This window comes from Burkholderia sp. Ac-20349, assembly GCF_017104865.1.
Lineage (GTDB): Bacteria > Pseudomonadota > Gammaproteobacteria > Burkholderiales > Burkholderiaceae > Burkholderia > Burkholderia aenigmatica.
This window is the reverse complement of sequence record NZ_JAAGPM010000028.1, coordinates 1-17,324: the sequence shown is the minus strand read 5'-3', so window position 1 is coordinate 17,324 and position 17,324 is coordinate 1. Positions and strand designations below refer to the sequence as shown.

Annotated in this window: 15 protein-coding genes and 2 pseudogenes; 3 read left to right on the top strand and 14 right to left on the bottom strand. The window is 68.4% G+C overall.

Annotated features, from left to right (window positions below):
• The first annotated feature begins 4 nt into the window (after positions 1 to 4).
• The 3 genes from G3N61_RS12550 to G3N61_RS12540 all read left to right on the top strand — a co-directional run bounded on the left by G3N61_RS12550 (position 5) and on the right by G3N61_RS12540 (position 2,923).
• Positions 5 to 532, top strand: coding sequence for a flavin reductase family protein (locus G3N61_RS12550; protein WP_205822542.1), 528 nt, complete (start codon positions 5 to 7; stop codon positions 530 to 532).
• Positions 533 to 568: 36 nt separating this feature from the next.
• On the top strand, positions 569 to 1,525 hold the full coding sequence (locus G3N61_RS12545) for a transporter (RefSeq protein ID WP_043183951.1): 957 nt from the start codon (positions 569 to 571) through the stop codon (positions 1,523 to 1,525).
• 135 nt (positions 1,526 to 1,660) lie between these two features.
• The gene (locus G3N61_RS12540; RefSeq protein ID WP_205822541.1) at positions 1,661 to 2,923 is read left to right on the top strand and encodes a serine hydrolase domain-containing protein; all 1,263 of its coding nucleotides are present in this window, start codon (positions 1,661 to 1,663) and stop codon (positions 2,921 to 2,923) included.
• 64 nt (positions 2,924 to 2,987) lie between these two features.
• Here G3N61_RS12540 and G3N61_RS12535 read toward each other — a convergent pair whose 3' ends face one another.
• The 14 genes and pseudogenes from G3N61_RS12535 to G3N61_RS12470 all read right to left on the bottom strand — a co-directional run.
• Complete coding sequence (locus tag G3N61_RS12535) at positions 2,988 to 4,931, bottom strand: cation-translocating P-type ATPase (protein ID WP_205822540.1); 1,944 nt, start codon at positions 4,929 to 4,931, stop codon at positions 2,988 to 2,990.
• The gene (locus G3N61_RS12530; protein ID WP_205822539.1) at positions 4,928 to 5,971 is read right to left on the bottom strand and encodes a protease modulator HflK; all 1,044 of its coding nucleotides are present in this window, start codon (positions 5,969 to 5,971) and stop codon (positions 4,928 to 4,930) included. Before G3N61_RS12530 ends, G3N61_RS12535 begins: the two co-directional genes overlap by 4 nt.
• Positions 5,968 to 7,005 carry a protease modulator HflC gene (locus G3N61_RS12525; RefSeq protein ID WP_205822538.1) on the bottom strand — a complete coding sequence of 346 codons (1,038 nt, stop codon included), beginning with the start codon at positions 7,003 to 7,005 and terminating at the stop codon, positions 5,968 to 5,970. Before G3N61_RS12525 ends, G3N61_RS12530 begins: the two co-directional genes overlap by 4 nt.
• Before the next feature lie 93 nt (positions 7,006 to 7,098).
• Positions 7,099 to 8,994 (bottom strand): protease modulator HflK, encoded by a 1,896-nt coding sequence (locus G3N61_RS12520; RefSeq protein WP_205822537.1) that lies wholly within the window; start codon positions 8,992 to 8,994, stop codon positions 7,099 to 7,101.
• 202 nt (positions 8,995 to 9,196) lie between these two features.
• Entirely contained in the window at positions 9,197 to 9,694 is a 498-nt protein-coding gene (locus G3N61_RS12515; RefSeq protein ID WP_205822536.1) for a hypothetical protein, read from the bottom strand.
• A gap of 415 nt (positions 9,695 to 10,109) precedes the next feature.
• A complete protein-coding gene (locus G3N61_RS12510; protein WP_043183806.1) occupies positions 10,110 to 11,078 on the bottom strand; it encodes a type II secretion system F family protein in 969 nt (322 codons plus the stop codon).
• Positions 11,079 to 11,114: 36 nt separating this feature from the next.
• Positions 11,115 to 12,092, bottom strand: a complete 978-nt coding sequence (locus tag G3N61_RS12505; RefSeq protein WP_043183807.1) for a type II secretion system F family protein — start codon at positions 12,090 to 12,092, stop codon at positions 11,115 to 11,117.
• Between the two features lie 33 nt (positions 12,093 to 12,125).
• The gene (locus G3N61_RS12500) at positions 12,126 to 13,493 is read right to left on the bottom strand and encodes a CpaF family protein (RefSeq protein WP_043183808.1); all 1,368 of its coding nucleotides are present in this window, start codon (positions 13,491 to 13,493) and stop codon (positions 12,126 to 12,128) included.
• A gap of 19 nt (positions 13,494 to 13,512) precedes the next feature.
• A complete protein-coding gene (locus tag G3N61_RS12495) occupies positions 13,513 to 14,721 on the bottom strand; it encodes an AAA family ATPase (RefSeq protein WP_043183809.1) in 1,209 nt (402 codons plus the stop codon).
• Between the two features lie 22 nt (positions 14,722 to 14,743).
• Positions 14,744 to 15,187 (bottom strand): TadE family protein, encoded by a 444-nt coding sequence (locus G3N61_RS12490; RefSeq protein ID WP_043183810.1) that lies wholly within the window; start codon positions 15,185 to 15,187, stop codon positions 14,744 to 14,746.
• Positions 15,184 to 15,717: a TadE/TadG family type IV pilus assembly protein gene (locus G3N61_RS12485; protein ID WP_089452636.1), complete on the bottom strand. Its 534-nt coding sequence runs from the start codon at positions 15,715 to 15,717 to the stop codon at positions 15,184 to 15,186. Before G3N61_RS12485 ends, G3N61_RS12490 begins: the two co-directional genes overlap by 4 nt.
• Positions 15,718 to 15,730: 13 nt before the next feature.
• The gene (locus tag G3N61_RS12480) at positions 15,731 to 17,002 is read right to left on the bottom strand and encodes a TadE/TadG family type IV pilus assembly protein (RefSeq protein WP_089452635.1); all 1,272 of its coding nucleotides are present in this window, start codon (positions 17,000 to 17,002) and stop codon (positions 15,731 to 15,733) included.
• Between the two features lie 25 nt (positions 17,003 to 17,027).
• Positions 17,028 to 17,213: pseudogene (locus tag G3N61_RS12475) on the bottom strand (hypothetical protein); the annotation flags it as partial.
• A pseudogene (locus tag G3N61_RS12470) lies at positions 17,198 to 17,324 on the bottom strand (GMC oxidoreductase); the annotation flags it as partial. The pseudogenes G3N61_RS12470 and G3N61_RS12475, both read right to left, overlap by 16 nt.

The window sequence follows — 17,324 nt, the reverse complement described above, 5'->3', positions numbered from 1 at the left end:
CGCCATGGAAACGACCGCCACTGATCGCCCGGCCCTCGACCCGATGCAGTTGCGCGCCGCGTTCGGGCAATTCCCGACCGGCGTGACCGTGATCACCACGTGCGCGGCCGACGGACGCAAAGTGGGCCTCACCGCCAATTCGTTCTCGTCGCTGTCGCTCGATCCGCCGCTCGTGCTGTGGAGCCTGCGCAAGCTCGCGCCGAGCCGCCCGGATTTCGTCGCGGCTACCCATTTCGCGATCAACATCCTCGCGCACGACCAGATCGACCTGTCGCGCCGTTTCGCGACGCCCAGCGCGGACAAGTTCGACGGCGTGCTGCACGTCGATTCGCAGGCGGGCGGCGTGCCCTGCCTCGACGGCGCGAGTGCGCGCTTCGTGTGCCGCAACGTCGGCCACTACGAAGGCGGCGATCACCTGCTCTTCATCGGCCAGATCGAACAGTTCGACGCGTTCGGCAAAGCCCCGCTGGTGTTCCATGCCGGTCAGTATCGCGCGATCGCCGATCATCCCGATCTTTTTCGCACCATTTGATTAGTTATGCAAATAAACATAAAGGAGGTGGTGAACATGACATTCGGCTCTCGCCTGCTCGTCGTCGCAGGCCTCACGATTGCCGGCATGGCCGCAAGCGCGCCGGCCAGCGCGGCCGACCTGCCGGCGGTCAACCTCGGCATGACCAGCTTCCTCGACGGCATGCCGCCGGCCGGCTCCGGCTGGTACGGCACGCAGTACCTGCAGTACTACACGGCCGGCCGCGTCAACGACAATGCGGGCAACAAGGTCGGGCTGCCGAAGCAGGACATCGACCTGTTCGCGGGGCTGAGCCAGCTCGTCTATCAGTCGCCGCTGACGTTCGCGGGCATGCATCCCGGCCTCGACGTGATCCTGCCGTGGATCGCGTCGGCGCGGACCGACGACGGCATCGGCAACGTCGCGCTGAATGCGCGTGCCGGCTTCGGCGACCTGCTGATCGGCCCGTTCATCCAGTTCGACCCGGTGATGGGCGCACAGGGCCCGCGCTTCGCGCAGCGCGTGGAATTCCAGTTCATCGCGCCGACCGGCGCCTACGATCCGTCGCGCGCGATCAACCCCGGCAGCCATTTCTGGTCGTTCGATCCGTACTGGGCGGCGACGCTATGGCTCACGCCCAAGTGGACCGTGTCGTGGCGGCTGCATTATTTGTGGAACGCGACCAACCATCAGCCGGCCACGTCGCTCGGCCCGGACGTGACGTCGACGCAGGCCGGGCAGGCCATCCACGCGAACTTCGCGACCGAGTATGAAGTGCGCCCCGGCCTGCGGCTGGGGCTCAACGGCTACTGGCTGCGGCAGACCACCGACATGAAGGAAAACGGGCAGGACGTGCCCGGCACGCGCGAGGCCGTGTTCGCGATCGGCCCGGGGGCCATGGTTAGCTTCTCGCCGCACGATCATCTGATGTTCAACGCGTACTTCGAGACCTATGCGCGGAACCGGCCGCAAGGCACGCGGATGGTGCTGCGGTACGTGCATCACTTTCAGTGACGGCCGCGACCGGGTGAACGCGCCCGATCGCTATCGTCAGACGAAAAATGCGGACTGCAGGCAGCCGCGCGCCTGTCCTATAGTTTTGGAGAAGGCAACGCAGGCAATACGTCACGACCACGGAGGGTCCGCGCCATGGCGACTTCAGCAACCTCCCGGTTTTTGTCGAACGTATCGCGGCGGCTGGTGCGCGGCATGGTTGCCGTCGCACCGGCCGTGGTCATCGGCCTCGCCGTTTCCGCGTGCGGCGGCGACAGCTCGCCGGCCTCGAGCACGCCCGCGTTCGCGAACGCGGCGCGCCCGCAGATCAATGCGCTGCTCGCGGACACGCTGACGCCCGGCGCGGTCGTCTATGTGCAATCGCCGCAGGGCAACTGGCTCGAATCGTTCGGCACGGCCGTGCGAGGCACGAATACGCCGATCCCGACGAATGCGCACTTTCGAGTCGGCAGCGTGACGAAGACCTGGACCGGCACGGTGATTCTGCAACTCGTCCAGGAAGGCCGGCTGAGTCTCGGCGACACCGTCAGCAAGTTCGTCCCGAACGTGCCCAACGGCAATACGATCACGATCGAACAGTTGCTGACGATGCGTAGCGGCCTCTACAACTATTCGACGAATCTCGCGTTCAACCAGACACTCGATGCGCAGCCGGACAAGGTGTGGACCACGTCCGATTTGCTGAGCATCGCCGAAAGCCAGCCGGTCTATTTCCCGCCCGGCACGGATTTTCGCTACTCGAATACGAACACGATACTGCTAGGGCTCATCATCGAGCAGCTGACCGGCATGAGCGCGGCCGATGCGATGAACGCGCGCCTGTTTGCGCCGCTCGGCCTGGCCAATACCTTGCTCCCGCCGCAGCAGGATACGTCGCTGCCGGCGCCGGCACCGCAGGGCTATCAATGGGGCACCAATACCGAGACGACCGACAGCGACGCACTGTCGCCCCAGCGCCAGGCTGACGCGAAAAGCGGCGCGCTGCAACCGACGAACGTGACCAGCGTCAATACGTCGTGGGCGTGGACGGCCGGCTCCGGTATTTCAACCGTCACGGAACTGGCCGCCTACGTGCAGCGGATGGTCGGCGGCGGCTACCTGAACGCCGACCTGCAGGCGCAACGGCTCGCCAGTTGCACGCCGATCGATGCGACCGACCCGATGTCGGCGAGCTACTGCCTGGGCCTGGCCAAGTTCGGCACGTTCTACGGACATACGGGCGAGATACCCGGCTTCAACACCTTCATGGGCTACGACCCGGTCACGCAAACGACGATCGTCACGTGGTCGAACACGGCTGCCGCGCCCGATGGACGCGCACCGGCCAACGAAATCGCGCGGATCATCATGGGGGAACTCAGCAAGGCGGCCGAGGTGCCGAGCGAAGGTCGGCCGTGATGGGGTGAAGGCGAATTTCGCGAAGTTGCACGAGGTGCGCCGCTGAACGATCGCCCTCCTCCGCTCACGCGCCGCGATCGTCCTCGTCGATCCGCAGCAGCCGGCCGGCGTTCGCGATCACGATGAACGTGCCGACGTTATGCAGGATCGCCGCCCACACGGCGCCGAGCATGCCGGTCGCGGCCAGCGCGATCACCGCGAGCGTCCATGCGAGGCCGATCGCCGCATTGCTCGTCGCCGTGCGCCGGCAGTGCCGTCCCAGGCGGATGCAGGTCGGAATCCGCCGCAGGTCGTCGCCCAGCAGCACGACGTCGGCCGACGCGATTGCGATGTCGACGCCGCGCTCGCCCATCGCGATGCTCGTCGAGCCGGCCTTGATCGCCAGCACGTCGTTCAGCCCGTCGCCGACGACGAGCGGATGCAGGCCCGCGCCGATCTCGCGCATCACGTAGTCGAGCTTGTCGTGCGGCAGCGCCTGCGCGACCACCGTCTCGATGCCCGTCTCGGCCGCGACCTTGCTCGCGACGCGCTCGAGGTCGCCCGTCAACAGCGTCTGCCGCGCAAGGCCCAGCGTCCGCAGTTCGGCAAGCGCCTCGCGCGCGTCGGGCCGCAGCGTATCCGCGAAACCGAACCACGCGAGCAGCCGCCCGCCGAGCACGAGGCCGACGAGCGGCCCGTCGAAACCGTCCGGGGCCGGCGGCAACGCATCGACGTGGTCGGCCAGCAGCGCGGGCCGACCCAGCACGGCCGTGCCGTCCGGCGTATCGGCGACGACACCGAGGCCGCGCAATTCCCGCGTGCGTTCGAATGGCGCAACGGCGGCGCCGGTGAGACCGGACGCGGCGGCATCGCGAACCAGCGCACGGCTCGCCGGGTGTGCGCTGCTTTCGCCGAGCCGCGCGGCCAGCGCACGCGCCTGCGCGCCGTCGACGCCAGGCTGCAACCACATCTGCCGGACCTGCAATTCCCCGCGGGTGAGCGTGCCGGTCTTGTCGATCACGAGCGAATCGACTTCGGCGATCTTGTCGAGGAACGCGGCATTGCGAAACAGGATGCCGTGCCGCGCGCCGACCGCGATCCCGGCAATCGCCGTGGACGGCGCGGCGAGCACCAGCGCGCACGGGCACGCGGCCACGATGACGGCGAGCATCGCCGACGCATTCGCGGACGTGAACCAGACGATCGCCGCGATCAGCAGGACGAGCGCGAGATACTCGCCCATGTGCCGCTCGAGCACCTGCGTGACGGGCGGCTTCGCCTGCTCGGCGTGCTGCATCAGCGCGATGATCTTGCCGAGCGTCGAATCCTTGCCGGTGTGAGTGACCTCGATGCGCAGCACGCCGTCGAGATTCAGCGCGCCGCCATACACGACGCTGCCCGTATCGACGTCGAGCGGCACGGATTCGCCGGTGATCGGCCCGTTGTCGACGCTCGACGTGCCCGCCACCACGATGCCGTCGACCGGAATGCGCGCGCCGGCCACCACTTCGATGCGATCGCCCGTCCGCAGCGCGTCATAGGCGACTTCGACCACACTGCCGTCAGGGCCGATGCGGCGCACGCGGCCGGCCGTCAACCGGCCGAGCGCGCGGATCGCCTCCTGCGAACCGAGCACGCTGCGCTCTTCGAGCGCATGGCCAAACGTCATCACGATCGGCAGCAGCGCGGCCGTCGTCATGTCGCCGATCGCCCACGCGGCCAGCATCGCGAGCGCGATCAGGCGATCGGTCACGCCGTGCAGGCTCGGTGAGCGCAGGCTGTGCCATGCACTCGCAAACACCGGCCCCGCGACGATCAGCGACGCGAGCGCGGCAAGCAATTGTGCAAGCGTGTCGCCGCCGGCCGACAGCATGCGCCATGCGAACGACAGCACGAGCAGGCCGCCCGCGAGCAGCGCCAGCGCGATCTGCCGCGTGATCGTGCGGCGTTCGTCGGAGGACAGCGCGTAAGCCGTCGTGCCGGCGGGCGCGGCGTCCGGCTGCGTGGCCGGTTCGGCGAGCGAATTCATCGGGCGTTTCCGGGCAGGATCAGGTTCGAGGTGTCGTGCGGATCGATCGTCGTCACGCGCCCGGCTTTCGACAGCACGCGCTGCACGCGATCGCGATGCAGCCGCGCCAGCAGCCCCGGATCGCCGTTCTCGCGGAGCGTCGCGTCGAGCTGCCTGATGTCGAGCGTGTCGGTCTGCGCGGTGGCGACGCGTTCGGCCGCGTGGGCCTGCGCGTCCTGGACGATCCGGTCGGCATCCTGCTGCGCGTCCTGGCGCCGCTGTTCGGCGGCGGTGCGTGCTTCGGCGATGGTCCGCTCGGCAACCTGCAGCGACGTCAGCACCGCGTTGAACGCGTCGGCGGCCGCACCGGGAAACGCGGGCTGCACGTCGACGCGCGCGACTTCGACGCCGAGCCCCGCATGCGCCGCGTCGAGCGCGCGCAGGTGCCGCGCGATCGCATCGGCGAGATCGCCACGCAACCGTTCGCGGCGTGCGGCCATCTGCCGGTCGGCGGCCAGTTGCTCGGGCCGGGCGACCAGGATCGCGTCGAGATCGCGGGTCGCCGCGACCTCGACCGCCGACGCGGACACGATCCGCTCGAGCGCGGCGTCGAGACGGTCCCGCTGCAGCACATATGCGTACGGATCGCTGACGCGGTAATAGAACACCGCGCTCAACGCGACCGCGCCGCCGTCGCCCGTCAACACGTAGCCGGACCCGGCAAGCGCGTCGGGCAACCGCGCGACGCCCTGCACGGACGGCGCGAGCGCCCGCGGATCGCGGTCGAGCGAGCGGATCCGCTGTTCGAGCACGCGCGCGGCGCCCGGCACGAGCAGGACCGATTCGAACGGCTGCGGCCATGCGATCACGAGCCCGGCGTCCTGGGTGCGCACGAGCGCGCCGAAACGCATCACGACCGCACGGCTGTCTGCCGGAATCCGCCGGATGTTCGAGCCGGCCCACGCGCACGCGGCGAGCACCGCGAGCGCGGCGACGAACCAGAACGACAGGCGCACGGCCTGCGCGCCCGGCCCGAGCGGCGGTGCGGACGGGTCGCTCATCGCGCGGCCTTGTGCGCCTTGGGCGCCGGCGCAGCCTGCCCCGACGCATCGCCCGGGCCCTGCACGAGCACGCGGAACGGTGCGGCGTCGGTGCGCAGGATCAGGTTCGTATTGGTGCCGACCACCGTGTTCAGCGTGTCGAGCGAACGCAGCATCGTGTACAGGTGCGGGTTGCCCGCATAGCTCTTGCCGTAGATGTCGGCCGCGTCCTTGCGCGATTGCGCTTCGATGCCGGCGGCTTTCACGTTCGCATCGGCCAGCGCGATGCGCGCGTCGCGCTCGGCGTCCGAGCGGATCTGCGCGGCCTCGCGATTGCCGTCCGCGGTGCGCTGCGCGGCCACCGTCTCGCGTTCCGCGCTCATCCGGTCGACCGTCGCGGCGAGCGTGACGGCCGGCAGCGTGAGCCGTTCGAGCCCGACCTGGGCGACCCGCACGCCGTAAGCCGCATAGAGCTGCGCGTCGATCTGCCGGCGCAACACATCTTCGAATTCGCCGATCTTCACCTGGGCCGGATCGGTGTTCACGAGCGACGCGAGATCGTATCCGGCGGAGGTCGTCTGCAGCGCGGAGCCGACGAGCGAGCGGATCTGCCGCGCCGCTTCGTCCGGCTCGTTGCCGACCGCACGCATGAAACGCCCGATGTCGCGCGCATCGGCTGGCACGCGCCACGCGACGTAGGCCTCGACGATGATGCGCAGCCCGTCGCGGGTACCGACATCCTGCAGGCCGCTCGACGTGGTGTGCAGGCGCAGGTCGACCGGCGTCACCGCATCGATCGGCGCGGGCAGGCGCCACGCGAGCCCGGCTTCGAGCAGCACGCGCACCGGCCGCCCGAAGCGCGTGATCACCGACGCCTCGCCGGCCCGCACCTGCACGAAGCTCGCGACCGCGAGCGCGACGAGCACGCACAGCAGCGCGACGGCGACGCGCAGGCGGAACGCGCCGGGCGGCTGCGGCGCACCGCGATGCGCGTGGTGGTCGTGGCCATGGCCGTGGTGCGCATGATCATGCGCGTGCGAATGAAACAGACTCACGATATCGCCCCGGGTGTGGCGTCGCCCGCGTGCTGAGCGGCGGCACGGCCTGCCGCCGTGGTGCGCCGCCCGCGCGGATCACGCCGCGACATGTCAATGGATGCCGGCCAGATCGCCGGCGGGAGTATTGCGAAGATCGACGGTCGCCCGCGTGCCGTCGGCAAGCCGGTCGTCGATGATCGTCATGCGCGCGTTGCGCAGGCCGCGTTGCAGCCGGTCGAGGTAGTACTCGAACGGGAACGCGGGGCCGCCGAGCCGGTACGCGACCACGTCGGCATCGAAATCGATCTGCTGCACGCGCGCCGACGACACCGTGTCGCCGGCCTGCGCTTCGGCGTGCGCGACCCGTTCGAGCGCCTGCTGCTGCGCGTTGCCGAGCAGGCCGGCCGCGAAGCCGCGCGCCTGCGCGACGCTGCCCTGCGCGCGGATCTGCGCGGCCTGCACGTCGTGGAACGCGGCCGCCGCGCCGGTCGGCGGATGCACGCTCTCGATCACGACCGCGATCACGTCGACACCGCTTTGCAGCCGGTCGAGCTGCTGCTGGATCGCGCGCTTCAACTGGTCGGCCATCGCAGCCTGATTCGTTTCCAGCAGCGACTCGAGCGTATGCGACGCGAGGTAGTGCACGAGTGCGCGATTGGCGCTCGTGCGTACCGTGCTTTCCGGGTCGATCGTGCGATAGAGCGCCGCACGCGCGTCGGCGTCGGTCGGGCCGAGCCGGTAGTCGACCCGCACGTCGGCGTTGACGATCTGGAAGTTCTGGCGGTCGCCGTTCGCACCGGCGATCACCTGGGTGGTTTCCCACGGATGCGGCGCGTCCCACAGACGATCGAGGCGTTCGGGCGTCGGGTCGTCGGCCAGCACGGGCGTCGGATCGGCGCTGCCGTCGTTCGCGCTGCCCGCGATCGCGACCTGGTGCACCGCGCCGTTGTCGACGATGCGCGCGCGCCCGAACGGCCAGGGCAAACCGACGTGCAGGCCCGGCTGCCAGACCGCGACCGGCGCGCCGAACCGTTCATACACCGCGCGCTGCTCCGGGTTCAGCACGACGATGGCGGTCAGCAGCCACGCGCACGCGACGGTGGCGGCGAACGCGCCCGGCAGCAGCCGCACGAAGCTGCGCCAGCCCCAGCTCTGCCGCAGGTCGATCCCGTAACGATGGCGCAGTTCGGCGCCGAGCGACGCGAACGGCGACGGGCGCCGGCTCAGCAGCCCGGCGATCGCGCTGGTCGGCACGACCGCGCCGCGCGGCACCGCAAACCACGACAGCACGCCGCGCAGCGCCAGTTCCGCGGCGACGGCGGCGTTGAGCAGCGCCACCGCATGCACGAGCCAGTCCGCCGTGCGGTGCCGGAACGCGAACCAGGCGGCGGCCAGCGCCCCCGCTAGCGCGGTGACGAGCGCGACGCGCAGCACCCGCGTGAGCGACGCGGACACCGCCGAACTGCCGGCGGCCCCCGCATGATGGCGTTCGGCGACGAGTGTCAGAAACGCGAGGACGATGCCTGCCGCGCCGGCCGCGAGCGTGGGTTCGGGCGCGGCCATCGCGCGAATCAGCATGACGGGCGACGGCGGCTGCCACGCAAGTGCGGCAAGCGCGACGGAGAGCGCACCGCCGGCGGTGACGGCCCACGGCCGCCAGTCGATCGCAGCGGCGATCGCCGGCCACAGGTTGTCGTCGTGCTCCGGTTCCTGCTTGCGGCTGAACGCATGGCGCAGCCAGTCGGCGAGCAGCGTGGCGGCCGATCCTTGCGGAGGATGGCGGCGCGCACGTCCGGCGAGCAGCACGCCGATCGCGACGACGAGCACGTTGCACCACGCGCTGGCGAGCGGCGCGCACCAGCGCAGGTCGGCGGGCAGGACGTCGACCGCGCTCAGCGTGCCGAGCGCGGCGACCAGCAACGCGGCGGCGCCTGCGACCGGCGCGAGTGCGTCGCGGCCGGACGGGCTGCCGGGAATGTCGTCGTTGCCTTCCGCCTGTTGCCCCATCGGGGGTTCCTTACGTACGCGTTACAGGGTGCGCAGGAGTCCGTGCGGATTGCTGCGAGCGGCAATGTAGCGCGGCGGATGATGAAACTCAAGGCATCGATGCGATGGGTACGAAGGACGAAACAGTCGCCGGGATCGAACCTTTCCGCCGCCTTGCGGCCAACGGCGATCGCCGACCTTCCGCACGGCGAGCATCCGGGATTCAGATCCGGTGCCGGTACTTCGCCGTCTCGATCTCCAGCACCCGGCCGGAATGCGGCAAGAACGCGATACGGACACGCTCGCCGCTACGCAAGTTGTCAAAGGTGTCCTGGTCGACGTCAAAGCGCCGGCGCGGCACGTCGGGGCCCTTGTCGGCAATCAGCAGGTAGTAGCTCGCCACGCCGCTGACATGGCGCACGTCAAGCCGGGCCACCGTGGTGTCGAGCACGAACTTCCGGTTGGCTTTCAGGTCGAGCGAGACTTTGCGCTCGTACCACTTGCCCATCAGATACATGCTCAGGCTGGTCAGCACGATAATCCCCGCGATCCACTGGAACGTCAGCAGCGGAGATTTGATTCGCTCCGTGAGGAAGGCGAGGCCGACGGGCACCGCGGTAAACACGAGCGCCACCACGACGACCAGCAGGCCGCCGCCTTTCATGCTGCGCAAGCGGGCGCGCTCGTCGGGCTCCAGCGGTTCGGTCGTCAAAGTCGGCATGGTTCTCCTGGCGCGTCTCGACCGGAAATGGCGCGTGCAGCGCCGCGATTGCCGACCATGCTATCGCGCGGCGCCGCTCCTGTCATCGCCGCGATTGCGTCCGGGATGCCGCTGACACGCCGGTCACGATCCGCGACCGCCGCGTCATCGCGCACAACGCGATGCCGGCAAACTTCGCCGGCATTCAGGTTAGCAGTAGGGGGCAGCCGGTAAGGCGGTGGACTACGGCTTGTTCCATGGCCGACCATGGGTCCAGGATGCATTGACGCCGCTATGGTCAACCTGTCTCGCGGCGCCGCCTGGGGAGGGAGCCTCCATGAAGCCTGTTGCCGTGCCGGCCGGCGGGGGTGGCCGTCCGGCACGCAAAACCTTTATCGACGATTCCGTCGATCCCGGCGTGACGCCGGCTCATCGCTCAATGCGACATCCCGACGAACGTCGGCAGCAGCACGCGATACACGTGAATCATCGCCGGCCCGAGCAGCACCAGCATCAGCGCGGGGAAGATGCAGAAGATCAGCGGGAACAGCAGCTTCAGCGCGATCTTCGCGGCCCGCTCCTCCGCGCGCATGCGGCGCCGCGTGCGCAGCATGTCCGACAGCACGCGCAGCGATTCGCTGATGCTCGTGCCGAAGCGATCGGCCTGGATCAGCATCGTGCAGAACGATTCGATATCCTCCACACCGGTGCGCAGCGCGAGATTGCGCAGCGCCGTCTCCTTCGTGAAGCCGGAGCGCATCTCGAGCAGCAGCAGGTCGAGTTCGCTCGAGACCACCTCGCTGCTGAACCGCAGCTCCTCGCTCACCTTCATCAGCGCCGCGTCGAGCCCCAGGCCCGCTTCGACGCACACCGTCAGCAGGTCGAGCGCGTCCGGGAAATCCTCGAAGATCTTCTGCTGGCGCACCTTGACCCGCTGCGACAGCACGATGTTCGGGATGTAGTAGCCGATCCCGGCGAGCACGACGAGGATGACCGACAGGATCTCGCGCTCGTTCCCGAGCCGGGTCGTGACCAGCACCAGCAGCGCCGCGCACGGCAACAAGAGCGCGAGCAACGTCTTCGCGGTGAAATACAGCGCGGCCGCGCTCTGGTTGCGCCAGCCGGCATTCATCAGCCGGATGCGCAGCGGCGAACTCTCCCAGCCCTCCTTCGGCACCGACAGCCTCGAGATCGGGGTCGACAGTTCCACCAGCTTCGCGACCCAGCGCGACGTCGTATCGTCGCCGTCGCCGGAGCCCGCGCCGACGACGGCGCCACCGGCCTGCTGAATCCGGCGCTGGATGTTACGCGGCGCGAACAGCAGCATCGCGGCAAGTGCGCCGCCGGCCACGAAGAGGAACAAGCCACCCAGCATGACGGCGTGGACTACGCTCAGGTTTTGCATGACAGCCTCGCAACGGTTCGTTATTCGGCTCGCGCGTCAGACGCGAATCCGGACAATGCGGCGGATCCACAACAGGCCAAAGAGCATCGACACCAGCATCACGCCGACCATCCTGATCCCGGCCGGATCCTCCCAGAGCACCGACAGGAACTCGCGGTTCAGCAGCGCGATCGCGCCGGCGGTACCGAACGGCAGCAGCCCGAGAATCCACGCCGACAGCCGCCCTTCCGCCGACAGCACGCGCACCTTGTCGAACAGCTTGAAGCGCTCGCGGATCAGCCCGGAGATGCTGTCGAGCAGCTCGGCCAGGTTGCCGCCGGTCTCGCGCTGGATCAGCACCGCGATCACGAAATAGCGCAGGTCCTGCACCGGCACGCGCGTCGCGAGGTTCGTCAGTGCGTCGTGCAACGACACGCCGTAGTTGACCTCGTCGAACGTGATCCGGAACTCGCCGCCCATCGGATCGGGAAACTCTTCGCTCACCATCCCGAGCGTGCTCGTGAACGAATGACCGGAACGCAGTGCGCGCGCGATCATGTCGCAGATGTCCGGCAACTGCCGTTCGAGCTTGCGCATGCGCCGCCGGCGGCAGCGCATCACGTACAACGTCGGCCAGCATCCGGCAAACAGCGCGATCGGCAGCACGGCCAGTTGCGGCAACGTGGCGAAGCTCAGCGCCAGCCAGGCGAGCGCCGGGAACACCGCGCTGAGCACGACCAGCTTCGACAGCGTCCAGTCGAGGCCCGATTGCTGGATCAGGAGATCGAGCGTCTGCACGCGCGGCATGCGCAGCAGCAACCGGTCGAACGGCTTCGACTCGTCGAGCATCCGCTTCTTCAGGATCGACAGCCGCTCCTGCTGCACGTTGCCGCCGGCCGACATCGCGCGGATGCGCGACTCGATCCGGCGCACGGCGGTGCCATGCCGTGCGTTCCACCATTGATAGGCGCCTTCGATCGTCAACACGACGGCGACGAAGGTGAGAATCACAAAGGCGTAAAAGATCGTGTTCATGAGGCCTCCCCGGCAGCCAACGGCGCCCTGTCGTCAGTTCGTCTCGTAACGCTGCGACGGGTCGTAGAGCGAATCCGGCAGGTTGATGCCGAATGCCTGCAACCGCTCGACGAACTTCGGCCGCACGCCGGTCGCGCAGAAGTGGCCGCGTACCGAGCCGTCGCGGTCCACGCCCGTGCGTTTGAACGTGAAGATCTCCTGCATGTTGATGATGTCGCCTTCCATCCCGGTCAGTTCCTGGATGCTGACGATCTTGCGCTTGCCGTCGGTCAGCCGCGCGGCCTGCACGACCACCGAGATCGCCGACGCGATCTGCTGGCGCATCGTCTTCGGCGGCAGCGTCAGGCCGGAGACGCTGATCATGTTCTCGAGCCGCGTCAGCGCATCGCGCGGCGTGTTCGCGTGGATCGTCGCGAGCGAGCCTTCGTGGCCGGTGTTCATCGCGTTGAGCATGTCGAGCGCTTCCGCGCCGCGCACTTCACCGAGGATGATCCGGTCCGGGCGCATCCGCAGCGCGTTGCGCACCAGCGTGCGCTGCGTGATCTCGCCCTTGCCCTCGATGTTCGGCGGGCGCGTTTCGAGCCGCAGCACGTGCGGCTGCTGCAGTTGCAGCTCGGCGGCGTCCTCGATCGTCACGATCCGCTCGTTGCGCGGAATGTACCCGGACAGGATGTTGAGCAGCGTCGTCTTGCCGCTGCCGGTGCCGCCCGACACCAGCACGTTCACCTTCGCGCGCGACAGCGCGTCGAGCAGCTCGGCCATCGGCGGCGTCAGGCTGTGGTAGCGCACGAGGTCGTCCATCTTCAGCGGGTTCACCGCGAAACGCCGGATCGACATCAGCGGCCCGTCGATCGCGGACGGCGGGATGATCGCGTTCACGCGCGAACCATCCGGCAGCCGCGCGTCGACCATCGGGCTCGATTCGTCGATGCGGCGCCCGACGCGCGACACGATCTTCTCGATCACCTTCATCAGGTGCGCGTCGTCGTAGAACGTCACGTCGGTCAGTTCGAGCTGGCCGCTGCGTTCGACATAGACCTGCCGGTACGTGTTCACGAGGATGTCGGAAATGCCGGGGTCGCGCAGCAGCGCTTCGAGCGGGCCGAAGCCGAACATCTCGTCATACACGTCGATCGCGAGCTGCCGGCGCTCGATGTCGTTCGCGGGCATCCGTTCGTCGTCGAGGATGCGCGAGATCAGCGCGGCGATTTCCTGCCGGACCTGATCCTGCTGCAGCCGCGACAGACGCTCAAGCTCGACGCGCTCGAGCACGGCCAGGTGAATTTCACGGCGCAGCTTCTGGTACGCGTCGCGTACCGACGAATGAGCCGGGCCGCCCGGTTCGCTGCCCGCCGCCAGCGGCGGGGTCCGGTGCAACGACATCTGTTCGCGCAATGACATGATCGATTCCCCGAAAGAATTACATGGACTTGAGCTTCGGCGTGGCCTTGCGGCCGAAGAACCTGGACATCAGCGGTTCGCTGCGCGTGGCGCCGTGTCCCGCGCGCACCTCCCCTTCGACCAGCTGTTTCGCGTAACCCTGCAGCGCACGCGTGACCGCCGTGCCGCGTGCGAGCCGCGATACCGGATGGCCCTGGTTGATCGCTTCGAGCACGGTGTCGGCGTCGTCGGGAATCGTGCAGGCGGCCTTCAGGCCGAGCACTTCCTCGAGCGCGGTGCGGGTCCGGTCGCTCGCGCGCGTCGCGCGGTTCAGGATGAGCCGCATCTGGTCGGTCGAGTAGCCGAGCGACACGAGAATCTCCAGCAGCCGGCGGCCGGCGCGCACGTGCGGCATCGTCGGCTGCATCACGAGCTGGATCTGGTCGCTGCGATCCAGCGCGACCATCGACAGCGGATTGATGCCGACGCCGATGTCGAAGATCACGAAGTCGTAACGCGGCGCGGCGACGCCCAGGATCCATTCGAGCGCGTCCTCGCGCATCTCGGCGGCCTTGACCGGGTCGCCGGCGCCCGCGAGCACGTGGAAGTTTTCCGTCACGTGCGCGACGCTCGCGTCGAGAAACGCGCTGTCGAGCCGCTCGATCTGTGTGCACAGCTGCGGCAGCGTCGACGGCGGGGTTTCGTCGCTGACGAGAAAGGCCGCGTCGGCGAACTGCTGGTTCAGGTCGATCAGCAGCACACGGCGCTTGAAGCCTTCCGCGATCTCGAATGCGACGTTGCTGGCCGCAAAGCTCGTGCCGGCCCCGCCCTTGCACGACATGAACGACACGATCCGCGTATCGTCGGTGTCGCGCCGCGTGCTTTGCGCGGCCGCGCGTTCGAGCGCGTTGCCGAGCGCCTGCGGGTCGAGCGGCCACTGCAGCACGTCGCGGGCGCCTGCGCGCATCGCGTCGAGCAGCACGTGCGGCGACGCGTCCGCGGTCACGAGGATGCAGGTCAGCCCGGCGTGAGCCCGGCAGATCCGCTCGATCGCCGACAGCTCGGAGGCGTCGAGCGACGTGCCGTCGACCAGCAGGATGTCGAACGCGTCGAGCCCGTCGGTGCGATGTTCGATCTGCGACGGGCGGCCGGTCGCGCGCGTCGCGCGATAGCGTCCGCAGTCGGCCACGAGGCGCGCGATCTGCGTGAGTCGCGCGGTGTCGTCGGAAGCTACGAGGATGTTGATCATGTCGTGTGCCTCGCCTGTTCGATCAGTTGCAGTTGGCGCCGCCGGTCGCGGAAGTCAGGCTCTCGCGCGGCAGCGTCGTCGTGAACGGCGGCATCTTCACCGTGACGTTCACGAACGGAATCATCGTCTTGACCGTGACGTTCGTGACGCTCACCGTCACGAACGAGCACGAGGTCACGTCGCAGTTGGCCGGCGAGTAGTTCACCGACACGTTCGCGCTCGACAGCAGCGGCAACATCGCGGTCACGCGCTTCGCGACCCCGGCGGCATTGACATCGCAGACCACCGCCGTGCGCGCGCCGAGGCGCACGGCTTCGCTCGCGGTGTTCCAGTAGAACAGCACGCGGCCGAATTCGAAGATGCCGATCAGCAGCATGATCAGGACCGATGCGATCAGCCCGAACTCGACGAGTGCCGCGCCGCGCTGGCCGCGCCGGCGCGATAGCGGGAAATGGCGCGCGTTCATGACACTTGCCTCATCACGGTGACGATGTTGCCGAACGTGATCGACGTGAGCCCCGGATACACGGGGATCGGCTGGTACTTGTAGCCCTTGATCTTCACTTCGACGACGTTGATCGCGCCCGACGCCGAGCCGCTCGCCGCGTTGTTGTTCGCGTCGTAAGTCGGCAGGTTCGCGAATTGCGACGGGTCGGACGAGTCGCTGCAGCCGGTCGTGTGCTGCGCATCGCAGATCGTCACCATCGAGGTCGTGAGCCCCGGCACCAGCTCGGTGCCGGACGCACCGCACGTCGTGCTGCCGTAGACGACGAGGCACTGCGCCGCCGACACCGGATACGCGCTGTCGGTCGGCAGCCAGACCGACAGGTAGCGCGCCGCATCCCGCGTCGCCTTGGTCAGCGTCTCGTACTGGTAGATCGCGCGGCCGAACTCGGCCACGCCGGTCGCGAGCAGGATCATCGGCATCAGCACGATCGCGAACTCGACGGCGACGACGCCACGGGTGCGCGAACGGCGAAACGGACGGGTTTTCATGATCGTCTCTCCGCTATTGAACGAGCATCGGAACCTGGGTTCCGGACGCGCTGCCGCTGCCCGGCATCCCGTGCGTCGCGCACGGGTTGTTGCCGGAAACCGACGAGCCGAGATATTCGAGGTGCGCGACGACACCGCCGCTGCCGGGGCTGAACGGCAGCGGATCGAGCATCAGCACGCAATCCCATTGCGTGACGTGCACCTTGCCGCTGTTGCCGTTCAGCGTCGAGCAGTCGCCTTCCGGGGCAAGCGCGACGCGGCGGTCGCCACCGTTGGTCTGGTAATTGGCCTGCGACCACGTGCCGTTGGTCGCGACCCCGCTGCCCGACGGCGGCGCGCCGTCGCCCTGGTAGACCTTGAAGGTCGTGCGGTCGGTCACGAACTGCGTGTAGGCGTCGCCCTTGATGCCGGCCGTTCCGGGCGGCCCGTAGTTCGGGCCGACATACGCGTAACCGGTGAAATCGGGCTGGCCGCTCGACCCGTTCGCGCCGTTCGTATAGATGCCGAAGCGCGTATTCCAGGCACGCAGCGACGCCGACTTCAAGCCCGTGGTGCTGAGGTCCGGCGGGCTCGTGATGTTGCAGGTGTTGCCCGACAGCTCGCCGGCCAGGGTGGGTTCGTTCGTCGAGCCGTCGAGCGCCGCCCAGCCGAAGTTGCCGGGCCCGTAGGTCGACGACGACCCGGACGGCGACGTGATCCAGTCGCCGACGTTGTAGGACGGCGCGCCGGTTGCGCGGCACACGAACACCGGGATCGCGCAGGTCGTCTGGCCACCGCCCACCGTCGCGATCGCGCTGGCCGACACGGTCGCCGCGTTCGCCAGCTTCGCGCCCGGCAACACGTTCAGCACCTCGATGAACCAGTGCGCGATGTTGCTCAGCGACGTCGTGCACTGCACGTACTTGATGTTGGCCGGCGTCGTGACCGAGTTCTTCGTCAGGAACGCATTGGTCAGCGAATCGCTGAACGTGACGTTCGCGTTCGTCGACAACTGCACCGACTTGTTCTGGAAGAACACGAAATTCAGGTGGCCGGCGGCGATGCCGTCCGCCTCGGCCACGGAGAGGCTGATGGCCCCGGTCAGGTCACGCGCAGCGGACAGCGCGCACGCATCGGCGCTGTTCTGCAGTTCGCTGCGCGTGACGTACAGCTTGCCAAGATCCAGCGCGAGGCCGACGAACCCGATCATCACCGCCAGTGCGAGACCGACGATGATCGCGACGGCACCGCGCTGGCGATGCAGGCTGCGACGCATGACTTTCGGATAGCGAGCTGCGCTGTTCATGGCGTTCTCCCTGAGCGTGCCGTCGTTACTGGTTGGCCTTGCCGATGCCGATCACGAACGCATTGGTGGGCGGATCGATCTGCTTGAACGACTTGTCGTAGTTGTCGAGCGCCGACGCGGCCGCGTTGCCGTTGACCACCGTCGTCGCGGCCGCGTGTTCGGCGGCATGCGGATCGATGATCTGGGCTTGTGTCACGGCGCGGACGCGATCCGGCGCGTGAGGCGCAGCGCATTCGCGGCGACGTGGCGATCGTGCTCGGTCGACAGATAGTTCGGCGCGATCGCGGGTGCGGCGCCCGGATCGGCGCTCGCGATATGCACG